Source organism: Slackia piriformis YIT 12062, from assembly GCF_000296445.1.
Taxonomy (GTDB): domain Bacteria; phylum Actinomycetota; class Coriobacteriia; order Coriobacteriales; family Eggerthellaceae; genus Slackia; species Slackia piriformis.
The window spans coordinates 1076459-1098037 of sequence record NZ_JH815198.1; the positions used below are offsets into that span (position 1 = coordinate 1076459).

A 21579-nucleotide genomic window follows, 5' to 3' on the forward strand; every position below is an offset into this window, starting at 1 on the left:
CGGGTACGGCATACCACGCCGTACCCGCTTGCGAAAGGAGCCGCCAATGGCGAAAGCAATAGAGAACACCTCCGAAAAAATCGATGAAGAGAAAGCCGGGCGGATTCTCGACACGATTTACGAAAAAACGCTTACAGGTATTCCCAAAGTAAGCAGACCGGTCGACGACCTGGCCGACGACTATATCCAAAAAAGCAATTCGCCTGAAAAAGCGGCCAAAAAACTCGCAACCGCGCAGATTGCAAAATGCGGAACATCGGGATTCATTGCCGGCCTCGGAGGTCTCATCACCCCGCCCGTGGCAATACCCGCCAATCTAAGCAGCGTTCTCTATGTGCAAATGCGCATGATAGCAGCCATCGCCAAAATCGGCGGATACGACCCCAAAACAGACCAAGTGCAGACCATGGCGTACATATGCCTCACGGGAAGCGCAGCCTCCAACATCGTGAAAGATGCGGGCATAAAAATAGGAGAGAAAACTCTCGAGGCCGCAATCAAGAAAATCCCAAGAGCAGCTCTTACCAAAATCAATCAGAAAATCGGATTCAGGCTTATAACGAAATTCGGCGAAAAAGGGGCCATCAACCTCGGAAAAATGATTCCTGTTGCAGGAGGGATTATCGGGGGAAGCTTCGACGCCGTCTCTACGGCAGCCATCGCATCAAACGCCATCAAGGTATTCATCAGGCACGAAGACATATCTCAGCCCTCCTCTTCGAACGATGGAGCCATAAATCTCTGAAGCATCGTTGGCGACACCGTGCAGGCAATCGGTGGATTCATCGGAGCAATCAGAAGAAAATAGCCTCATGAGACGGCAGGCACCCCCGTAGCGTTACACAGGAATAAAGGAGGAACGCCTATGTCCCCATTCGACCCACTCAAATTCGCAAGCGATATTGCCAACGGGATAGGAAGCGGCATAGGGCAGGTGGCCAGCGACGCCTTCCGTATCGCCGAACAGGCCGGCGCAGCGGTGGCCGACGGCATCGGCCAAGCCTTCGAAGCGGTGACAAAAACCACCGCAGACGCAGCCAATTGAAAACCCGAACCACGCTATAGCGCGACAATCACGAAAAAGTGCGTATACATCAAGCCTTGCAAAATAACCGTGTTGAAAATCACCGAAGACAACAACGGAAACCCCATCGAAAGCCGTCCGCGCACAATGAGAATGTCTCGGGACGGGGACGGCATTGAGATAGTCGATTCGCTCGGACAAACCATCGAATCTTTATCTATAGCGAATTGCAGCCTTTTCAGCAAAAGCGAGAAAGTGGATACCGGAAACCCCCTGATGAAAATAGCCGCAGGCGCTTTCGGATGGTCGCATACGCCATACGGACCGCTTCCGGGAGCATTGCTTGGAGCGGCATCGAGCATTTTCGCCCAAAAAGAACGCGATATCTGGCATGCGGAAATCATGCAACACAATGGCGAAAAAATAGTCTACCGATTGGCCGATAAATCAGATGGCGAAGAACTCATCGATTTTCTTGAGACATACATGCGCGAGATGTAAACCACGCGTACGAACCCCAAAAAACGCCCCGCCCAATGCATTGAAAACGACCGAGGAGCGCGCATAGTCCCGTCAAAATCGACAAACGCCGTCAACGACAACCTTGAAGGCTGGAACGACCGTGCGCATGCCAGACGGCCTCCCTCGCATTCCGCTTGCTTTTTCCATCATAGCCCGCAAGCCTCGTTAGGCATCGCCGCCTAGATACGCCGCTTCTTCGGCCTCTATGCGCACGCGGTCTTCAAGCAAACGCTCAAGCACAGCATCAAAATCGTCGATGGTCACGCATTGGTTCAAATCGCCCCGAGCACGGGCGGCGCCTGGTATGCCTTTCAGATACCACATGACATGCTTGCGCATGTACACGAGGTTGTTCCCCATGCGCTGAGAAAGAAGCTCCGCATGCCGATGCGCCATGGCCACGCGCTGCTCGGCGGAAGGCGGCGCAGGCTCGTCCTTGCCGCAAAGCGCAGCTTTCACCTGAGAGAACAACCACGGATTACCCTGCGCGGCACGACCGATCATCACCGCGTCGCACCCCGTCTGCCGCACAAGAGCCACAGCGTCAGAACCGCTTTTCACGTCTCCGTTACCGATTACGGGAATGCTGAGCGCACGCTTGACGCGCGCGACGACGTCCCAATCAGCAACGCCAGTGTAGAACTGGGCGGCTGTGCGGCCATGAACCGCCACGGCGGCCGCCCCGGCGTCTTCCACCATGCGGGCGAACTCGACCGCGCAGTCCTCGCCTGCGCAATACCCCTTGCGAAACTTCACCGTGACCGGATGCTCAACCGCCCCGGAAACCCGGCGCACGATATCGCATGCCAAATCGGGAGTCTTCAGCAGCGCGCTGCCGTCGCCCTTCTTCACGATTTTCGGAGCCGGACATCCCATGTTGATGTCTATATACGCAAGCGCATCGCCCATCTGTTCTTCGACCCATGCGGCCTCGCGGGCCATGGTATCCGGCTCATGGCCGAACAGCTGCACGGCCACCCGGCTTTCGTTGGAAGCACGGTCGAGCAGATGGCGCGTCTTCTCGTTGGCAAACGAAAGCGCCTTCGAAGAAACCATCTCGGTATAGGTAAGGTCCACCCCGCATTCAATGCACAGCTGGCGAAAGGCGATGTCGTTCACTCCCGCCATGGGGGCAAGCAGCACGGGAACCGCATCGGAGGAAACCCGGTCTGACAAAAGGCTACGGAGCCAGCTCATAGAGCCTCCCATACAGTTCGTTGCCCAGAAGCCATCCCCCGAACGTGGGCATGTAGCGGCCGCCTTTGCGCTCGACCAGATTGTCGCGCACCATGCCGCGATACACCTCGAGCACTTCGGGAAGAAGCAGCGCCGCTTCACGGACCTCGTCCTCGGAGACGCCACGGCACATGCGCATCTTCATCATGAGATCTTCTGCCGCCATCTGCCTGCGGTCAAGGTCGTCAACCACTTCGCCGTCCTGCACGCGCATGCGGCGCGCAGAGTTCTGCGTCATGGTGACAGCGGAGGTACCCAGCCCCAGGTAGGGAACGCCCGTCCAGTAGGCTATGTTGTGTCTGCATTCGTAGCCTTCTTTTGCGTAGCTTGCCACTTCGTAGCGATGGAACCCGGCGGGCGTAAGCTCGTTGGGAGCCATGGCCATCATAAGGGCCTCGTGCTCTTCGTTGACATCTTCTATCTCGCCGGCATCCACCATGTTGCGAAAAGGCGTGTGGTCCTCGATCGTCAGAGGGTAGACGCTCACGTGGGTGACTCCGAGATCGATAGCTTTGCGGAGGCTTTCGAGGAACATCTCGGGCGTCTGCCCCGGTATGCCGCACATCAAATCGACCGAGACGTTTTCGAAACGCTCCTGAGCCATGCGGACGGCCTCTTCGGCGCGCGCCCCGTCATGCACGCGGTCAAGCGTCTTGAGCAGACCGTCGTCGAAGCTCTGCACGCCGATGGAAAGGCGGTTGACGCCCAACGCATAGATGTCTCGGACGAGCTCGGGCGTGATGCTTTCAGGATTCGCCTCCATGGAGCATTCCACATCGGGCGTCAAGTCCATGGAAACCCCGAGCGTGTACAGCAGGTTCGAAAGATGCTTCGAGCCGATATAGGAAGGGGTTCCGCCGCCGAGGTAGACGGTCTCTATCGCGGAAAGCTCGCCTTCTTTCGCCTTGCGGCGGATATCGAGAATGAGCCGCTCTATGTACTCGCCGATTTCTGGGCTATCGCGGTCGACGGCGCGCGTGGCGAAATCGCAATACGCGCAGCGATGCTTGCAAAACGGAAGATGGATATAGAGCGCTTTATAGGGATCGTGAGGCATTATTCCACCCATCTGATGACGTCTTTACGAACAGGAACGCGGAGGTCATCGGCCGCATAGCCAAGGGCCGCAAGGCCGTGGACCTCGTGATCTTCGGGAATGCCGAACGCATCGAGCTGTGCACGAATACGAGCGTTGTCGCATATCCCCTCGAGCTGATTGATCCAGACGCTGCCGATGCCGAGGCTCGTAGCGGCGAGCATCATGTTCTCCATGGCGCAGGAATCGTCTTGCTTGCCCCATGGGCTTTCCTTGACATGAGAGACGATGACGATGGCTGCGGGGCAATACATGTCATAGCCCTCCCGGCCGAGGACCTCGCCAATCACGCCCGCCAAAACGGCGATGCGCTTGCGATCAGGCACAACGGTAAACGTCCATTCTTGCCGGTTCATGCCGCTGGGAGCCCAAGGGCCGCAGGCGACGATGGCCTCAAGGTCTTCACGCGCGATCGGCTCGTCTGTGAACGAGCGCACGCTTCGGCGCGCGAGAATCGTCTTGATGGTTTCGTTCGTCTTCATAAACGCCTCTTTCTCGCTGTCTTTCGCGGGAATTATAGACCGCACCCGCACGGAGGGCCCGTGAATGCTTCCCGCGTCACGAAACGAACGCGAAGCGCGATCGAAACGCGCGCTCCGACACGAAGCAAAATGCGCCCCGCGAGGCGCACCGTGCCATGGACGCCCCGTCCGCACCGCGGCTTTCCGGCGGATGCCTAGAGGTAGATGCGGGAGCCTTGCCTCTTCGAATGCTTCGCCGTGAAAACACCCGCCGCCATCTTGAATTTGAGGCCGCACACCGAACGTCCTTTCAGGGGACAAACCGCAACGCATCGCATGCACGAGATGCATCGGGCGGCATCGATCGACTTCGGATTCTCGAAGGAGATGGCGCCCACGGGACATTCGAGAGCGCACCGAGCGCAAGCGGTGCACGCTCCCACGATCTCGGGAATGAACGGCACGCCCCCGAATTCACGGTAAGGCCGAGAGCCCGGCACCCGCACGACAGACATATCGTCGCACGAAGAGGCGGACGGGAGCTTCTCGCTCGTTTTTTTGGCGAAAGCGTCTATGTCCGCAAAATCGGCGGCATCGGGCCGGCCGGACGCGACCCTTTCGAAGATGGAATGCTGCGCGACGAATGCAGCCGCGGAAACAACGCGGAAACCGGCCTTTTCCACCGCGTCGGCAAGCTCTAGAAGCGTGTCGTCGATATCCCTATTGCCGTACGAAACCACCAAAACCGCGCAGGCGCCGTTGCCTTCGCACGCCGCAATCTTGTCAAGCGCGGGGGCAGGAACGCGGCCTCCGTACGACGGAACGCCGAAAACCACAAGATCGCCCGCATCGAACGCTTGATTGACCTGGCTTTTTTCGCGCGTGATATCGAACTCTTCCGCATCGACGCCGAAAGCGCGGCAAAACCGCCTTACGATGGTCTTCGTCGACCCCGTGGCGGAAAAGACCACGGAATACATCTTCTTCGTCTCCATAAGCGCACCCTTTCGACAGCAGCGGCCCCGCGCCATGCGGAGCCGCCGCGAAAAAGACCCGGTCTATTCGTCCACCTTGAGGATGGCCATGAAGGCTTCCTGGGGAACCTCTACGTTGCCGATGGCCTTCATGCGCTTCTTGCCGGCCTTCTGCTTCTCGAGCAGCTTGCGCTTGCGAGAGATGTCGCCGCCGTAGCACTTGGCCAAGACGTCCTTGCGCTTTGCGCGCACCGTCTGGCGGGACAGGACGCGCCCGCCGACCGCCGCCTGGATAGGAACCTCGAACATCTGCTGAGGGATGATCTCCTTGAGCTTCTCGCACAGCACGCGGCCGCGGTCGTACGCCTTGTCCTTATGGACGATGAAAGAGAGTGCATCGATCGGCTTGCCCGAAAGCAGGATATCAAGCTTCTGCAGCGCGCCCGGCTTATAGCCCAGATACTCGTAATCGAGGCTGGCATAGCCTTTCGTGCGGCTTTTGAGCTGGTCGAAGTAATCCAAGATCAGCTCGGACGACGGAATCTCCCATATCATCTCCACCGTGGTAGTGGACAGATAGTTCATGGTCTTGAACGTTCCACGATGCGCGACGGTGAGGTCCATAACCGCGCCCACGTAGTCGGGCGGAATCATGATGGTCGCCTTCAGGTACGGCTCTTCAACATGGTCGATATGCGAAGGGTCCGGCATATCCTGGGGGGAATGAAGGCTCACCATGTCGCCGTTGGTTTTGTATACGTGGTATTCCACGCTCGGGGCGGTAGCGATCAGGTCGAGCCCGAATTCGCGCTCGAGACGCTCCTTGATAACCTCCATGTGAAGCAGCCCCAAGAATCCCACGCGGAACCCGAAGCCGAGCGCATGGCTATTCTCCGCCTCCCAGATAAGCGCGGGGTCATTGAGGGAGAGTTTCTCCAGCGCCTCCTTCAACGGCTCGTACTGGTCTCCGTCGATCGGGAACAAGCCCGTATAGACCATGGGCTTAGCCTCGCGATAGCCCGGAAGCGGCTCTTCGACGCCTCCAACCTTGGAGGTGATCGTGTCGCCCACGCGGACCTGCGATACGTCTTTCAAGCCAGTGACCAAATATCCTACTTCGCCGACCGAAAGCTCAGGAAGCGCAATCTCGGCGGGACGGCGCGCGCCCACCTCTTCGACCTGCATCTCGGTTTTCGCGTTGACCAGACGAACCGCATCTCCTTTTTTGATCGAGCCGTCCACGACACGAATCAAGGCAACAACGCCACGGTAGGCATCGAAGTAAGAGTCGAAGATAAGCGCGCGCAAGGGAGCCTTCGGATCGCCTTCGGGGGAAGGAATCATATGGACTACGGCCTCGAGAAGATCGGGAATACCCGCGCCGGTCTTGCCGCTGGCGAGAATCGCATCGTCCGCAGGAATAGCGAGGCCGTCTTCGATTTCTTCCTTCACGCGTTCGGGCTCGGCGGCGGGAAGGTCGATTTTGTTGATAAGCGGAATGATTTCCAGGTCGGCGTTCATCGCCATCATGGCGTTCGCGACCGTTTGCGCTTCCACGCCCTGAGTGGCGTCCACCACGAGCACGGCGCCTTCGCATGCCGCAAGACTGCGGCTAACCTCGTAGGTGAAGTCCACATGACCCGGCGTGTCAATCAGGTTGAACTGATACTTCTGACCGTCGTCGGACGTGTAGTCCACGCGCACGGCCTGGCTTTTAATCGTGATGCCGCGCTCTCGTTCGATATCCATGCTATCGAGCAGCTGTTCGGTCATGTCTCGCTTCGAGACCGTTCCCGTGAGTTCGAGAATACGGTCGGAAAGCGTCGACTTGCCGTGGTCGATATGGGCGATGATGCTGAAATTTCTGATAAAGCGAGGATCGGTTGCCATGATGTCCTATACGTTCCTTCGATGTCACGCGAATAATTGAATAGCGTCTTTAAGGTGCGCATCATATCCTGCGATGCGCACAGCGTATTGTATCGTTTCAACGGCAAGGCGCGAAGACGAACGGCTCTTTATGCCTCGGCAAGATGGCGCTCGATGGCCTTTTTGAGCTCGTCGATGCCCAGTCCGCTTTCCGAAGAGCATGCGACAACCTCCGTCTCGGGACCGAAGGAAAGCTGCTTTCGCAGCGCGGCCTTCTGACGCATGATCTGCGATTTGCTTAGCTTATCCGCCTTGGTGAGAACGATCATGAACGGCAATTCCGCCTCTTTGAGGAATTCAACCATCTGTACATCGAGCGATGTGGCAGGATGGCGAATGTCGATCAGGGAGACCACGAGCGTGAAATTGCGATCCTGCTCGAAATAGCCGTTGATCATCTCGGCCCAACGCACCTTCTCGGATTTCGAGACCTGGGCATATCCGTACCCCGGAAGGTCTACGAAATGAGAGTTTTCGGCATTAAAGAAATTGATGGTAGACGTCTTGCCCGGCTTCGAAGAAACCTTGGCAAGCTTCTTGCGGTTGAAAAGCTTATTGAGCAAGGATGACTTGCCGACATTGGAGCGACCCACGAAGGCGACCTCGGGACGCGTCGAAGCCGGAAGCTGCCCCGACGTTCCGTACGCGGCAGCAAAACTGACATTATGGTAATTCATCGGTTCTCCTGTCTTGGATTTCGCCTGTTATGGTACCCGATTCGATGCGGCTTCCCTCAAAAAACAGGAAACAGGCATGCGACGAAGCGGCGACGCGGCACGCGCGCTATGGACGACCCGCCAGCTTTCCTGGATGGCGGCGCATAAAAAGAGAGGCCCCGATCTCTCGGAGCCTCCTTCCCCTTAAAAGTGCGGAAATACCGCGAGATGCTTATTCAGCAGCTTCCTCTGCCTCTTCGGCAGCCTCGGCAGCAGCGGCCTCGGCGGCAGCCTTTGCCTTTGCCTCATGAGCAGCAGCCTCGGCCTTCAGGGTAGCCTCGCGGCGGACTGCCTTCTCCTTGGCAGCAGCCTCGTAAGCAGCCTGACGCTCGGCCTTCTTGGCAGCCTTCTTGGTGCCGCCCTTCGCGACCGGCATCTTCTTCTCGCGCTTAGGAGCAGCGGCGATGTCTTCTGCGGTCACGACGGTGTTGGCAAGAGCCATGACGCCGCTCTTGCGGTTGGCGGCCTGGTTCTTGTGGATGACGCCCTTGGAAACAGCCTTGTCGAGCAGGCGGCATGCATGCTGAGCGGCAACGTAAGCCTTGACGCCGTCTTTGGCTGCAACAGCCTCGCGGACCGCGCGGACGGCGGTCTTCAGCTCGGACTTGACTGCGCGGTTGCGCATGCGAGCTTTCTCGGCGGTCAGGATACGCTTCTTCTGACTTTTAATGTTTGCCACAGTTCTTTCCTCCAGTTGCATTGGGGTGTAACGAGCAGACGAACCTGTTCGCTTCGCGGCCTTTTTGCCGCATGCTTGCACGTATGTACGCCCTCATCGGCAGCACCGAATCACCGGGCGCGACGGGCATGTGGACAAGGCCCGCATGGCGCACAAGCGACGATATACTTTATATGAAACAACTCCCCACGTCAAAGGGAAGTTTTGCAATTAGAGGAAATTCCCAGATATTCTGCATCAGGCACGAAACGTATCGAGCAGCCACCGAAGAAACGTCTCATCCGGATCCGATCCGGTTTTCATCATACGCTCGCATTCGCGAACGCTTGAGAACGCATGGCGCAGCTCGGAGGGTTTCCATCGCCTAGCCCAGCCCATGTGGTTTTTCACGCGCCACTCGGGCACTTTCAACTGGGTCGCAAGGGCTTTCGTCCCGCTTTGCCCGCGGGCCGCGAGCGAATGCGCCGTCACAAGCTCGCGCAAGCGCGTCGCGCACATGCCGACGAGCGCATAAGGAGACGCGCTGTCCATCTTCGACAGAAGGTCTACACAAAGCCGCATGTCGCGGGCGGCAAAAGCGTCCACAAACTCCCACGGCTTCACCTCGGCGGTGCGGCTCACCATGGCATCGACCTCGGCTACGCCAAGGGGCCGTCCTCCCGCCGTATGGGAGAGGGCGAGCTTTTTCAGCTCGGCATCCAGATGAACCGTATTCTCCCCTACCAGCTCGATCAAGTGCTGCGCCGCCGCGTCGTCGAGAGTGATACCGTGCGTGACCGCCATGGCGCGAACGGTCTTGGGAAGCTCGTATTTCTTCATCGGCGCGCAGTCGATAACCGCCTTCTTGCCCACGGCGGCAACAGCCTTGTACAGGCGTGTATTCTTCGCGAGCTTACGAGCCACAAGGCACAGCACCGTGCTTGGTGACGGCTCGGAAAGATACGTCACCAAGGCTTCGGCGTCGGATTTCTTCAGGGCGTCGGCCGCATGGACCACCACGAGGCGGACATCGCTCGCGAAGGGGACGGTATTGCAGGCAGAGACGATGTCATCGCCCGAGGCCGATTCCCCGTGGAAGACGTCGTGGTTGAAATCGATATCCCCCAATTTCGCAATGCGGGCATGAAGACGCTTCAGCACGGTCTCGCGCTTGAGTTCATCTTCTCCGTTGATGAGGTATGCGGGCAAAAGAGCATTAGTATCAGTCATAGGCACAGTATAGCGCAGGTCGCCTCAGGGCTTCTGAGCGAACACCGAAACCCTATCGCCCTCGAACCGACAGGTTACGTCCCCCTGCGTGTCGGTGCGAAACACCCTTGCGCCTGATTCTTCGAATTCGCTCAAAGCCTCCTTGGAAGGATGCCCGTACCGGTTGCCTTTGCCTGCGCTTATAAGCACGACCTGAGCTCCGGTTCTTTCCGCAAATCCTTCGTCGACCCCGGCCTTGCTTCCATGATGGCCCGCCTTGAACACCTCCACCGCACCGATACGCGCCTCGTCCATCATCGAACGTACCTGGGCGGCCTCGGCATCGCCCGTCAAAAGGACGCTCGATTCGGGGCTGCCGTCCGCCTGGGCGTCAAACGACACCAAAAGGCAGAGGCTGTCCGCATTGCCTCCTTCCTCCTCGAACGAATACGGCCAGACGACCGTGCACGTGAATTTCCCCACGCGCACCGTATCGCCCACGCTCACGCTCCGCACGCGCCCGTCCCCTACGGCATCTCGAGCAGCCGACAACAGCTGCACGCAGTCGTCGCAGCCGCAGACGAAGGTTTCGGAGGAAAGCAGCACGTCTCCAACGATATTCGCGGACAAAACGCCGAGGCAGCCGCAGTGGTCGTCGTCATGATGACTGATAGCGACGCCGTCAAGAGACGAAACCCCGTGCCGCGCAAGCGCCGAGAGCAGCTTCTGCTCCTGGTTTCCCGTATCCACCAGCAAGCTCGCTCCTTCGCTTCGTATCAAAAACGCATCCCCCTGCCCCACATCAAGCATCACCACCTCGTCTTTCGCCGCATACGGCACCACCGCCAGATACGCAACGCCCCCGGCAAGCACGAAGCACAGTCCCAAGCGCAGCGCCTTCGCACTTGGATCGGGCCACCGCGCCCACAAAAACCCCGCAACGCACGCGACGACGAAACCGACTGCAAGCATATCCCCTGCAACGGGAATGCAAGACCAGGAAAGCCGCGCGGCCGCTTCGGCCCCGGCGCAAAAAACATCGGCTCCGCGCGCGAGAATGGCAAGCGCCGCCGACCCCGCAGCGGGCGCAACCGCATGCAGCCCAAGAGCAAGAAGCCCTCCCGTAAGAAATACCGTGAACACCGGAGCGGCAATCAGATTGGCAAGCGGGGAAAGAAGAGGAAGACGAGAAAAGACCGCCACCGTTGCCGGCAATATGGGAAGGCTCGCCGCAAACGTGAGGGCAAACGCATCGCAAAGCGCACGGACACGCCCCGAGCACAGCTTCTCCATCCAGAAGGAGAACAAAGGGGAGAAAACGATCACCCCGAGCGTCGATGCAGCAGAGAGGAAAAACGAAAGCGACAGGGCATTTTCGGGATGAAGCGCGATGAGCACGCATACGCACGCCCCCAACGCCGACAACGCATGCGAGCGCCTCTTCGCCCAAATGGAAAGAACGACCACCGAAGCCATGACCGCGGCGCGAAGCACGGGGGCCGAAAGGCCCGTGAAGACCGCATAGAAGGCATAGAAGAAGCACAGTGTCAGAGAAAGAAGCCTTTTCGAACAGCCGAGGCGCGTGAGCAAGGCCGACACCAAAACCGCAACGACCGAAAGGTGCGAGCCGGAAACCGCCACGATATGAGCGAGCCCGAGCACCTTCATGTCCTCGTACAGGCCGTCCTCTTCGAGGTTCAACCTGTCTCCCGCGGTCAGGGCTCGAAGCAGAGCGGAGCCCTTTCCTTCGATGGAGTCGAAGGCGGCGCAGGCCTTCTTTCTCAGGCCGGAAAGAATGGCAAGAGGACCCTGGTCAGGGGCGAGGGCAACATCATCCAGCCGAGCAGACGCCACAACCCCCTGCTGCGCATAGCGCATGTCGGACGCATCCGAGAAATCGGAAAACGACGCCTGCGCCGTCACCCTTTCCCGCGCCATGAATCGCTCGGATCCTTCGTAGAGAATGCGCACATCGTAAGATCTCCCCGCATGATAGATGCGAGCCAGCGCGCTGAATCCGAAATCGCCTTGCCGCGCATCCTCCAGCAGCTCGAATTCGTAAACACCTGACTGAAGAGAATCGGGAATGCGCGATTGTCCAGGATGGTAGGTGACGAAAAACAACGCCGCGGCAACGGCCCAAACCACGAGGGCGCAGCCGAGAGTCAGAGGAAACGACGGACGAGCGGGAATGCTCGGCGCCCTCGAGACAACGGCTCCTTCGGACGTACTGCCAGCATCGCCCTTTCCGACGCGATCATATTCGACGGCGCCCTCGTCGAGCATGCGCATCATACGCAGATGCTCCCTTTGAGCTTTTCGTACTTCTTCTCGCCTATGCCGCTTACGCGCTGGATATCTTCGATCGAGGCGAACGGCCCGTTCGCCTCGCGTTCATCGAGAATGGCTTGAGCGGTTGCCGGCCCGACGCCAGGCAGAGAATCAAGCGCTTCGAGACCCGCCGTGTTGATGTTGACAAGACCGCCTGCACCGGAAGAACCCTGCGCGCCGGCGTCGGAAGAACCCGATGAAGGGGAAGACGAACTCGGCGATGCTTCGAATTCTTCGACGGTGAGGACAAAGATTTGCTCGCCATCCGACACTTTGCGTGCGAGGTTAACGGATTCCTGAGAAGCTTCGGCAGCAAAACCGCCCGCAGCTTCCACAGCATCGCGCACCCGAGCTCCTTCTTCGAGCTCATACACGCCCGGAGATGCGACGGCGCCGGAAACATGAACCGCCAACGTCGGCAAAACGGCAGAATCCTGATCGGCGCCCGAGCGCTGCGACGGCTCCGAAGAAGGCGCCGCTTGGCCCTCTTCGGAGGCATCCGCGCCCTCCTTCGCTTCAAAGGAGCCTTCGGCGTCTTCGGATGCTACCACCTCGAACGTGGGAGACTTCCCCGAAAAAGACACGAAACCCGCCGCTACGCCCGCAAGCGCCGCGATAAGCAAAACGCCGGCACCAACCAGCGCCGGCGTGGGAATATGCGAGATATGAAGCCTTGATTTCAAGTTGTACGCAGAGCGAGAAAACGGCATGGCGAACATCCTTTGCACGACGGGAAACCTGTCCCCATCGTGCCAAAGCGACCTTTTCGAAACCTTGCCTCGCCACCGCGCCTTTTCTTGCTCGAATCAGCGTAGGCACCGTGCAAGATTCATACGGCCTTCCTCGTGCGCACCGCGCATACAGCCGCGCCTACCCGAACAGCACCGTTCCTTGCGAGACTGCAGCGTCGGCATCAGCGACCCTTGAGCTGGATTGCGCCTGCTCGGCGGCACGGGCCGCATCGCGAACGCGGTATGACGAAGGGCAGCGGTATTCGTGCAGCTCGAGATTCTCCATGATCTCTTCTATCCACTCCTGCCACGGCAACGCCTCTTCCGCAGCCTCGACGTCCGCGATCTTCGCATGGGTCTCGGGGCTGCGCGGCATGAACAACGTGCAGCAGTCGGGAGCAGGATTGCTCGAAATCTCGAACGTGCCAAGCTTTTGCGCATCGGCGATGATTTCAAGCTTGTCGCTGCCGATCAGCGGACGGAAGATTTGCATCTCGACCGCCGCGTTTGTCGCCGCGAGATTGTCAAGGGTCTGAGAAGCAACCTGGCCGAGGCTCTCCCCCGTCACCAGCGCCTTCGCCCCTTCCCTACGGGCAATTCGCTCGGCGATCCTCATCATGAGACGGCGATAGATTATGATCCGCAGCGCAGGAGGAACCATCCCCGCGATATCGCGCTGGTAATCGCCGAACGGAACCACGTATACGCGAGCTATGCCGCCGAAGCGCTCGAGAACATGGGCGATATCGTCGACCAGATATTCGGATGTCGACGCCGTCTGGGGGCGACCGGAGAAGTGAACGCCTATGCAGGTGGCCCCGCGACGAGCCATGCGCCACGCCGCCACAGGAGAATCGATGCCCGAAGACATCAGGCACACGACCTTGCCCGCCGTTCCCACCGGCAAGCCGCCCACGCCGGGAATGCTTTGCGCGTAAATGTAGGAATGGCCCTGTACCACCTCGACGTGCACCTCCACGTCGGGATGCTTCATCTTCACCTTTTTATCGGGGTAGCGTTCACACAGATACGCCCCCACCAGCTGGTTCATCTCCATGGAGTCGATTTCGAAATCGGTGTGGTTGCGACGCGCGACCACCTTCCACGTATCGAAGGCCCCTGCTTCCGAAAGGGCCGCATCCGCCGCGGCGTACATCTGGTCGAGCTCGCGGTCGCACACAAAGCCGCACGAAACGCGCGCAACGCCGGGGACGCGCGCGATAAGGTCTGCCGCCTCGGCGATTTCCGAAGCGTCTGCGGACGCCTGGTACATGACCAGAACGCGACCGGAAATACGCGTCACCTTTTCGACGGGCGCGTCCTCGAGCAAGGAGGAGAGATTGCGCATGAGATGGCGCTCGAACGTGGAACGATTGTGGCCCTTGAGTCCCAGCTCATGATAATGAACCAGGCTGATTCGCTGAAAATGAGGCATGGTGCTCCCTTATATCGTAAAAAGGCTCGCTAGAAGCGAGCCTTTAATAAGACACATTCACAAGCAGTGCTTAATGCTGAGAAATATCGATGGTCTCGGGGTCGTAGGAGACCTCGCCGCGAGCAATTTCGGAAAAAGCCATGGAAAGCGGCTTTTTGTTGTTTGCCTTGGCAATTTCGACGGCGCTGGAAAGCTGAATGGCGCGATCGCGCTGACCGCGCATCATGTCGTTGATATCATGCGCGCGCTTCGATGCCAAAGAGCACAGAAGAAAACGGTCGTTGTCGGTGGCGTCCAACAAGACGTCAATTTTGGGATCGATGATGCTCATATAGATACGTTCCTCGTCTAATTCTCTGCTTGACGTTCGATATATGCCACAAGTTCATCCGTGCATACATCAAGATTGTCGTTCACGAATTGTATATCATACTCCATTTTCCGAGAAAGCTCTAGCTCTGCATTCTTCATACGCAACTTGATGCTCTCCTCGGTTTCCGTTGCGCGACCGCGAAGCCTTCGTTCAAGCTCTTCGAGCGAAGGGGGCTCGATGAAGACCAGGTGCGCGGAAGGAACCTTTTCTTTAATCTGGAAGCCGCCCTGAACGTCTATCTCGAGAATGACCTGATCGCCTGCGGCAATATGCTCCTCGACCATAGCCCTCGGCGTGCCGTATTTATGGTCGTGCACCTGAGCCCACTCGAGAAAACCATCCCGTTCGGCCAGCGAATCAAAATCGGAATCCGACTTGAAAAGATAGTGAACGCCATCCACCTCCCCCTCGCGCGGATCGCGCGTGGTGGCTGAGATGGAAAGCCATGCATCGGGAACCCTCTCGATCACGCGAGAAACAAGCGTTCCTTTGCCAGCGCCAGATGGTCCGGACACGACGAAAAGATTCCCTGTACGCATGGATGCTCCTTTACGTTAGCGAAGACGATCGAGCAGAGCTGCTTCTTGACGCTCGCCAAGGCCCTTGAGGCGGCGGCTTTCGGCGATTTTCAGCTCGGCCATGATCTTCTCGGCCTTCGCCTTGCCGTAGCCGGGGAGGGTTTCGATGAGCGTGGAGACCTTCATGCGGCCAACCACGGGGTCGTCCTTCATGCCAAGGACATCCTCCAAAGACAGTTTGCCGGATTTGAGGTCGTCACGGACCTGCGCACGCTTGATACGGGCGGCCTTTGCCTTCTCCAAAGCTGCCTGACGCTCTTCAGCGCTCAATTGAGGAATTGCCATTGTATTCTCTCCTTCGATATCTGCTGCCTCTCGATGCAGCGATACGGGATAATACCACATGAGACGCACGTTTCAACAAGTCTTGCCCGTATTTTCAATTACGGCGGCATTATCGTTGAAAATACCGCCGTACAAGCATCAAGGTGTGGATATTACATGACACGGCGCATGTGCGCAAGGTAACCTGCGTCCCTGGTCACACGCCTAAAGATCGGCAGCGATGGCATCAAAGGCGGCTGCGGGATCGTCCGCCTGCGTAATCGGGCGGCCCACCACGATATGAGAAGCGCCCGCGTCAAAGGCGGCCTTCGGCGTGGCAACGCGGCTCTGGTCGCCCAGCGCAGCGCCGACAGGACGCACACCCGGAGTAACGATCAACGCATCAGGGCCCAGCAGCTCGCGCAGCATGGCGGCTTCCTGAGGCGAAGCGACGACGCCCGAAAGGCCCGCCTCTTGAGCGCAGGCAGCAAGCGCCTTCACCTGCTCGCCGACCCCACGAGAAACACCCGTCTGAGCAAGCGTCTCTTCGTTCATGCTGGTAAGAACCGTAATGGCGAGGGTATCGGCCTCGGTGCCCGATTCGTCGACGGCAGCCTGAGCCGCCTGCATCATCGGAATGCCGCCTACGGCATGCATGGTGATCATATCGGCACCAGCTTCGACCGCGGAAGCCGCCGCGCCCTGCACCTGATGGGGGATATCGTGGAACTTCAGGTCAAGAAAAACCTTGAAGCCCAAAAGCTTGAAGATCTCGACGATCTGCGGACCCTCTGCGTAGTACAAGGTCATGCCCACCTTGAGCCATTTTGCCTTGCCCTGGAGTTTTTTCGCAAGGTCGAGCGCCGTCTGGCGATCGCAGTCCAAAGCCACGATAACGCGGTCGGCACGCGGGGTGCTTTCGTAAGCTGCTAGCACTGGAGTCCTCCGATCAATTCGTTGATGTCCTTGACGCCTTGACGCTCGCAATACGCGATCATGCCGTCGAGCACGTCGTTTTCTGCATGGGGATTGACGAAGTTAGCCGTGCCCACGGCAACGGCGGTGGCGCCGGCGAGCATAAATTCGATGGCGTCTTCGCCCGTAGAGATGCCGCCCATGCCCAGAAGGGGAACCTTGACGGCCTGATGGCACTGCCACACCATCCTCAAGGCAACGGGTTTGACCGCAGGGCCCGACAAGCCGCCGACGACGCGGGCAAGCTTGGGACGGCGGCGTTCGACATCGATCGCCATGCCCAAAAGCGTGTTGATCAACGAGATGGCGTCTGCGCCGGCCGCTTCGGCGGCGCGCGCGATTTCCGTGATATCGGTCACGTTGGGAGACAGCTTCACGATCATCGGCTTGGTCGCCACTTCGCGGCAAGCGGAAACCACCGCAGTCACGCTGGGAACGTGCGTGCCGAAGGTCAGACCGCCAGCGTCGACGTTCGGGCAGCTGATGTTGATTTCGTACGCATCGGCCTGGCCGTCTTCCTCGAGAGCCTCGAGAACTTGCACGTATTCCTCGATGCTGTGGCCCGAAACGTTCACGATGGAAGGAATCCCTTGGGCCTTAATCCACGGAAGGTCCACTTCGCACAGATGCTTCACGCCGGGATTCTGCAGACCGATGGAGTTGAGCATGCCGCTCGGCGTTTCGGCGATGCGAGGAGAGTCGTTGCCCTCCCATCCATTGAGCGAGACGCCCTTGGTGGTGATAGCCCCCATGCGGGATACGTCGACGAAATCGGAGTATTCGCGGCCTGCGGCGAACGTGCCCGACGCGTCGGTTACGGGATTGGGCATGACGAGCCCGCCCAGATTGACCTCGAGATTCAGCGACATTACCACACCACATCCTTCGCGTTGAAGACCGGGCCGTCCACGCAGGAGCGCTTCTTGCCCGCAACCGTTTCCACCACGCACGAGAGACACGCGCCCACACCGCACGCCATGCGCTTCTCCATGGAAATCCAACACGGCACCTGCGCGTCCTCGGCAATGCCGGCGACGGCGCGCATCAAGGGCTCGGGGCCGCAGCAATACACGGCATCGTACTCGCCCGTCGCAAGCGCTTCGCGCACCGGCTCGGTGCAAAAACCAGAGAATCCGACCGAGCCGTCATCAGTAGCCAGAATAGGATCGCGTCCGAGGAGCTGCGCGTAATCGGCGCGCGTAACCAGCATGGATTCGGTCTGAGCGCCCAGAATCACCTCGAAAGAACGACCCGCCTGCGCCAGCTCTTCGGCGAACAGGAACAACGGAGCCGCGCCAACGCCGCCGCCGACAAGCAGGATGTTGCCGTCAACAGGCTGCCACCCGCGACCCATAGCGCCGATTAAGGCGCACTCGACGCCTTCGGCGTATTGCGTCATGAAGGCCGTGCCCTCGCCTACTACCTGGTAGATGATCTCGATCGTGCCGTCTTGAACATTGGAGCGATACACCGAGAACGGGCGGCGAAGAATATGCGCCTCCATACCGGGAAGCTGCATGTGGACGAACTGGCCGGGGCGAATGGCACGGGCCATCCTCGGCGCCGCAAGCGTGATCTTATACAGACGAGGACCCAGCTGCTCGTTGGCAAGCACGCGGGCTTTCTCGTCGAAGTGTTTCGATGGGCTGCAATCACACATGTCGAAACCTTGTCTCTCTGAGTTGGACACGTATTGCGCGCGCTGAAACGACACGTTTCGGCGCGCATGGCATTATTGTACCCGCCTTTGCTCAAGCGGGACTCCACGTTGCGCGAAGTAGCAGAATACGCCGACATTGCGCATCGTCGCCGCAAGACCTCGCAGCGACCCTCAAAAGCAAACGCGAAGAAAGGGGACGCGCTTGCGCACGTCCCCTCTGCCACGAAAGAAGTCGGGAGCTCAAACCAGGAGCCCCACCGAAGAAGTGAGCGCTCGTTCGAGCTATTCGACGATTTCGCCGTTCTCAAGCGTTGCCACGCCGCCGACGAAGACGTCGGTCGCACGGCCTTCAAGCTCGAATCCGATGAAGCCGGAGTTCTTGGACTTCGAGACGAATTCGTCGTCGTTGACGGTCCAGGCAACCGTCGGGTCGAAGACGGTGATGTCGGCGACGCTTCCCTCCGCGATCTTGACGGGCTCGAGGCCGAGAATCTCGCGAGGAGCGATGGCCATAAGCTCGACCATCTCGGAATAATCGATCACGCCCGGCTTGACCAGGTTGGTGAGAACAAGCGCAAGGCTGGTCTCGAGGCCGGTCATGCCGAAGGGGGCGTACTCGAACTCATGCGCCTTCTCCCATTCCGCATGGGGAGCATGGTCGGTGACGATGGCGTCGATGGAGCCGTCCTTGACGCCTTCAATCAAAGCCTCGCGGTCTTCCTGCGTGCGCAGCGGCGGGTTGACCTTGAGCGAGGTGTTATAGGTAGAATCAATGTCGTCCTCGGAAAGGAACAGGTGATGCGGGGTAACCTCGCAGGTAACCGGCAGGCCCTTCTCCTTCGCGGCACGAACCATATCAAGACCTGCGGCGGTGGAGATGTGCTGGATATGCAGCGGGCATCCCGTCAGCTCGCACATCATGATGTCGCGCGCGATCTGAAGCTCTTCGCCCTGCGCCGGCCAGCCGAGCAGACCAAGACGCGTGGAGACGACGCCTTCGTTGACCTGGCCAGCACCGACCAGGCTTTCGTCCTGGCAGTGGCTCATGAACACCTTGCCGAACATCTTGCCGTAATCCATGACGCGGCGCATCATGCCGGCTTCCTGGATGCCGCGGCCGTCGTCGGTGAAGGCGACAGCGCCGCGAGCCACCATGTCCCCCATCTCGGAGATAATTTCGCCCTTGAGACCCTTGCTCATGGCTCCGGAGGGATAGACGCGGCACTTGCCCACCTCGGCGGCGCGGGCGATCATGTAGCTGATCACGACGCCGTTGTCGGCAACGGGGTTGGTGTTAGGCATGGCGCATACGCCGGTGAAGCCGCCCTTGGCAGCAGCGCGCGTGCCGCTTGCGATGTCTTCCTTGTGCTCGAAACCGGGCTCGCGCAGATGCACGTGCATGTCCACCAGGCCGGGAACAAGGTATTTGCCGGACAGGTCGCGAACCTCGGCGCCCTCGACCTCGATGTTCTCGGCGACGCGAGCAATCTTATCGCCTTCGATCAGGACGTCGACGACTCCGTCGAGCTCGACAGACGGATCGACGACGTGAGCGTTCTTAAGAATCAAGGCCATTGTCGGCACCTCCCAAAAGCAGATACATTGCAGCCATACGCACGCAGATGCCGGCGTAGACCTGTTCCAGAATGACCGAGCGCTGCGGATGGTCGGCCATGTAGCTGTCGAATTCGACGCCGCGGTTGATCGGACCGGGGTGGCAGATGATGGCGTCGGGCTTCATGAACTTCTCGCGCTCTTTGGTCAGGCCGAAAAGCTGGTGGTATTCGCGCAGGCTCGGGAACGGAGCGCCCTCGAGGCGTTCACGCTGGATGCGCAGCATGTAGACAACGTCGAGCTCGGTGAGAGCGGCGTCCAGGTCTGCGGTCACATGGTCGGCGCCGAGCACGTCGGGGCGGGCCGGCATGAGCGTGCCGGGGCCGATCAGCGTGACCTCTGCGCCCATGATCTTCAGCGCGGGAACCAGAGAGCCGCATACGCGGGAGTGTCCGATGTCGCCAACGATGCCGACCTTGAGGCCGTCGAAGGACTGCTTATGCTGCCAGATGGTATAGAGATCGAGCAGCGCCTGGGTGGGATGCTGATGCTTGCCGTCGCCGGCGTCGATGACGCAAGCCGGCGTATGCTGAGAGATGATGTGGGGAGCGCCCGCATGCTTGTCGCGCACGACCACCATGTCGATCTTGTAGGAGTTCAGGGTTGCCACCGTATCGATGAGGCTTTCGCCCTTCACGGTTGCCGTGGAAGAGCCGCCGAAGTTGAGGCTGTCGGCGGACAGGCGCTTCTCGGCGAGCTCGAAGGAGCTGCGCGTGCGGGTGGACGGCTCGTTGAACATATTCACGATCGTCTTGCCCTTCAGCGTGGGAACCTTCTTGATAGCACGCTGGTTGACCTCATGAAACGCCTTCGCGGTTTCAAGAATGGTCATGATATCGGTGTCGGAATACTCCGTGATGTCAATAAGATGCTTATGGTTGAACGCCATCGCTATTCACCTCCGAGGGGTGCCGAGCCAGCACGCTCGCCCGGCTTCATGTCCAAAATCTCAACCGCCGACGTGCCGTCCACCTCTTCGAGGAAAAGACGCACGTTCTCGTCGCGGGAAGACGGGACGTTTTTGCCCACGTAGTCGGCGCGAATAGGAAGCTCGCGATGGCCTCGGTCGACCAGGACGGCGAGCTGAATGACCTCGGGACGACCGAGATCCATGACGGCATCAAGCGCCGCGCGGATAGTGCGGCCCGTGTAGAGAACGTCGTCCACAAGAACGATGCGTTTGCCGTCGACGTCGAACGGAATGTGGGTCGCATGGATTTCAGGGGCGAAATTGGTCATGAAGTCATCGCGATAGAAGCTGATGTCAAGGCTGCCCAGGGGTACCTTTGCTCCTTCGATCTGCTCGATCTTTTCGACCAGTCGCTTGGCGAGCAGGTCTCCTCGGGTGACGATTCCCACAAGCGCGATATCCTGCGCGCCGTGGTTCGCCTCCAGGATCTGATGAGCGATGCGCGTGAGCGAACGCTCGATTTCCACGTCGTCCATGACGACGGACTTCACCTGGTAGGTGTCTTTCATACACACTCTCCTCTCTTCGTATACGAGTGCGTACAGACTGACCTCGGTTGCCTCCGAACCAGGGCATAAAAAATGCCTTGGCCGAGGAGGCGAAGGCTTCGTGGGTGCCGTATGTTTGCGCGTGTTTGCCAGGCACCGTTCGCGCGGCCTTGCCGGTCTCTCTGTACCGTCTTAAAGGACGTTTGACAGTATAGCCGTTCCTCGCCTCGTCCGTAACCCCTTTTCATGAAAAAATGCATCCTCGTGAATATAGGAAGGCTTTTACACATGAGAGGCAGACATGCGCTCTTGCATCTCGGCGCCGTTCTCGGACC

23 protein-coding genes are annotated in these 21579 nt (G+C 59.1%); 3 read left to right on the top strand and 20 right to left on the bottom strand.

The window, feature by feature from the left end; translation table 11 throughout:
- Nucleotides 1-46: 46 nt before the first annotated feature.
- The 3 genes from HMPREF9451_RS04775 (at nucleotide 47) to HMPREF9451_RS09820 (ending at nucleotide 1525) form a co-directional block, all read left to right on the top strand.
- Nucleotides 47-745 carry an EcsC family protein gene (locus HMPREF9451_RS04775; RefSeq protein ID WP_009139173.1) on the top strand — a complete coding sequence of 233 codons (699 nt, stop codon included), beginning with the start codon at nucleotides 47-49 and terminating at the stop codon, nucleotides 743-745.
- 120 nt (nucleotides 746-865) lie between these two features.
- Nucleotides 866-1045 (top strand): hypothetical protein, encoded by a 180-nt coding sequence (locus tag HMPREF9451_RS04780; RefSeq protein WP_009139174.1) that lies wholly within the window; start codon nucleotides 866-868, stop codon nucleotides 1043-1045.
- Between the two features lie 234 nt (nucleotides 1046-1279).
- Nucleotides 1280-1525, top strand: coding sequence for a hypothetical protein (locus HMPREF9451_RS09820; protein ID WP_148508522.1), 246 nt, complete (start codon nucleotides 1280-1282; stop codon nucleotides 1523-1525).
- Nucleotides 1526-1711: 186 nt separating this feature from the next.
- Here HMPREF9451_RS09820 and dusB read toward each other — a convergent pair whose 3' ends face one another.
- From dusB to pyrR, 20 genes are all read right to left on the bottom strand, one after another.
- Nucleotides 1712-2743, bottom strand: a complete 1032-nt coding sequence (gene dusB, locus HMPREF9451_RS04790) for a tRNA dihydrouridine synthase DusB (RefSeq protein WP_009139176.1) — start codon at nucleotides 2741-2743, stop codon at nucleotides 1712-1714.
- The gene (gene hemW / locus HMPREF9451_RS04795; protein ID WP_009139177.1) at nucleotides 2727-3839 is read right to left on the bottom strand and encodes a radical SAM family heme chaperone HemW; all 1113 of its coding nucleotides are present in this window, start codon (nucleotides 3837-3839) and stop codon (nucleotides 2727-2729) included. The genes dusB and hemW overlap by 17 nt, the downstream gene beginning before the upstream one ends.
- Nucleotides 3839-4360: a nitroreductase family protein gene (locus tag HMPREF9451_RS04800; RefSeq protein ID WP_009139178.1), complete on the bottom strand. Its 522-nt coding sequence runs from the start codon at nucleotides 4358-4360 to the stop codon at nucleotides 3839-3841. Before HMPREF9451_RS04800 ends, hemW begins: the two co-directional genes overlap by 1 nt.
- 194 nt (nucleotides 4361-4554) lie before the next feature.
- Entirely contained in the window at nucleotides 4555-5334 is a 780-nt protein-coding gene (locus HMPREF9451_RS04805) for a 4Fe-4S binding protein (protein ID WP_040626061.1), read from the bottom strand.
- A gap of 63 nt (nucleotides 5335-5397) precedes the next feature.
- Nucleotides 5398-7203, bottom strand: coding sequence for a translation elongation factor 4 (lepA, locus tag HMPREF9451_RS04810; protein ID WP_009139180.1), 1806 nt, complete (start codon nucleotides 7201-7203; stop codon nucleotides 5398-5400).
- A 128-nt stretch (nucleotides 7204-7331) separates the two neighbouring features.
- Entirely contained in the window at nucleotides 7332-7919 is a 588-nt protein-coding gene (gene yihA / locus HMPREF9451_RS04815; RefSeq protein WP_009139181.1) for a ribosome biogenesis GTP-binding protein YihA/YsxC, read from the bottom strand.
- Between the two features lie 211 nt (nucleotides 7920-8130).
- Nucleotides 8131-8637, bottom strand: coding sequence for a 30S ribosomal protein S20 (rpsT, locus tag HMPREF9451_RS10205; RefSeq protein ID WP_009139182.1), 507 nt, complete (start codon nucleotides 8635-8637; stop codon nucleotides 8131-8133).
- A 237-nt stretch (nucleotides 8638-8874) separates the two neighbouring features.
- Entirely contained in the window at nucleotides 8875-9846 is a 972-nt protein-coding gene (gene holA, locus HMPREF9451_RS04825) for a DNA polymerase III subunit delta (RefSeq protein ID WP_009139183.1), read from the bottom strand.
- 24 nt (nucleotides 9847-9870) lie between these two features.
- Nucleotides 9871-12120, bottom strand: a complete 2250-nt coding sequence (locus HMPREF9451_RS04830; protein ID WP_009139184.1) for a DNA internalization-related competence protein ComEC/Rec2 — start codon at nucleotides 12118-12120, stop codon at nucleotides 9871-9873.
- Nucleotides 12117-12866, bottom strand: a complete 750-nt coding sequence (locus HMPREF9451_RS04835; RefSeq protein ID WP_009139185.1) for a helix-hairpin-helix domain-containing protein — start codon at nucleotides 12864-12866, stop codon at nucleotides 12117-12119. Before HMPREF9451_RS04835 ends, HMPREF9451_RS04830 begins: the two co-directional genes overlap by 4 nt.
- Nucleotides 12867-13026: 160 nt before the next feature.
- Nucleotides 13027-14322, bottom strand: coding sequence for a tRNA uracil 4-sulfurtransferase ThiI (gene thiI, locus HMPREF9451_RS04840; RefSeq protein ID WP_009139186.1), 1296 nt, complete (start codon nucleotides 14320-14322; stop codon nucleotides 13027-13029).
- A gap of 70 nt (nucleotides 14323-14392) precedes the next feature.
- The gene (locus HMPREF9451_RS04845; protein ID WP_009139187.1) at nucleotides 14393-14653 is read right to left on the bottom strand and encodes a DNA-directed RNA polymerase subunit omega; all 261 of its coding nucleotides are present in this window, start codon (nucleotides 14651-14653) and stop codon (nucleotides 14393-14395) included.
- 17 nt (nucleotides 14654-14670) lie between these two features.
- On the bottom strand, nucleotides 14671-15234 hold the full coding sequence (gene gmk, locus HMPREF9451_RS04850; protein WP_009139188.1) for a guanylate kinase: 564 nt from the start codon (nucleotides 15232-15234) through the stop codon (nucleotides 14671-14673).
- Between the two features lie 15 nt (nucleotides 15235-15249).
- Nucleotides 15250-15558, bottom strand: a complete 309-nt coding sequence (gene mihF, locus HMPREF9451_RS04855) for an integration host factor, actinobacterial type (protein WP_009139189.1) — start codon at nucleotides 15556-15558, stop codon at nucleotides 15250-15252.
- Nucleotides 15559-15762: 204 nt separating this feature from the next.
- Nucleotides 15763-16473 (bottom strand): orotidine-5'-phosphate decarboxylase, encoded by a 711-nt coding sequence (pyrF, locus tag HMPREF9451_RS04860; protein WP_009139190.1) that lies wholly within the window; start codon nucleotides 16471-16473, stop codon nucleotides 15763-15765.
- The gene (locus tag HMPREF9451_RS04865) at nucleotides 16467-17381 is read right to left on the bottom strand and encodes a dihydroorotate dehydrogenase (protein WP_040626063.1); all 915 of its coding nucleotides are present in this window, start codon (nucleotides 17379-17381) and stop codon (nucleotides 16467-16469) included. Before HMPREF9451_RS04865 ends, pyrF begins: the two co-directional genes overlap by 7 nt.
- Nucleotides 17381-18172 carry a dihydroorotate dehydrogenase electron transfer subunit gene (locus tag HMPREF9451_RS04870; protein WP_009139192.1) on the bottom strand — a complete coding sequence of 264 codons (792 nt, stop codon included), beginning with the start codon at nucleotides 18170-18172 and terminating at the stop codon, nucleotides 17381-17383. The genes HMPREF9451_RS04865 and HMPREF9451_RS04870 overlap by 1 nt, the downstream gene beginning before the upstream one ends.
- 282 nt (nucleotides 18173-18454) lie before the next feature.
- Complete coding sequence (locus HMPREF9451_RS04875; protein WP_009139193.1) at nucleotides 18455-19747, bottom strand: dihydroorotase; 1293 nt, start codon at nucleotides 19745-19747, stop codon at nucleotides 18455-18457.
- Nucleotides 19731-20675, bottom strand: a complete 945-nt coding sequence (locus tag HMPREF9451_RS04880) for an aspartate carbamoyltransferase catalytic subunit (RefSeq protein WP_009139194.1) — start codon at nucleotides 20673-20675, stop codon at nucleotides 19731-19733. The genes HMPREF9451_RS04875 and HMPREF9451_RS04880 overlap by 17 nt, the downstream gene beginning before the upstream one ends.
- Nucleotides 20676-20677: 2 nt before the next feature.
- Nucleotides 20678-21265 carry a bifunctional pyr operon transcriptional regulator/uracil phosphoribosyltransferase PyrR gene (gene pyrR / locus HMPREF9451_RS04885; RefSeq protein ID WP_009139195.1) on the bottom strand — a complete coding sequence of 196 codons (588 nt, stop codon included), beginning with the start codon at nucleotides 21263-21265 and terminating at the stop codon, nucleotides 20678-20680.
- Nucleotides 21266-21579 lie beyond the last annotated feature (314 nt).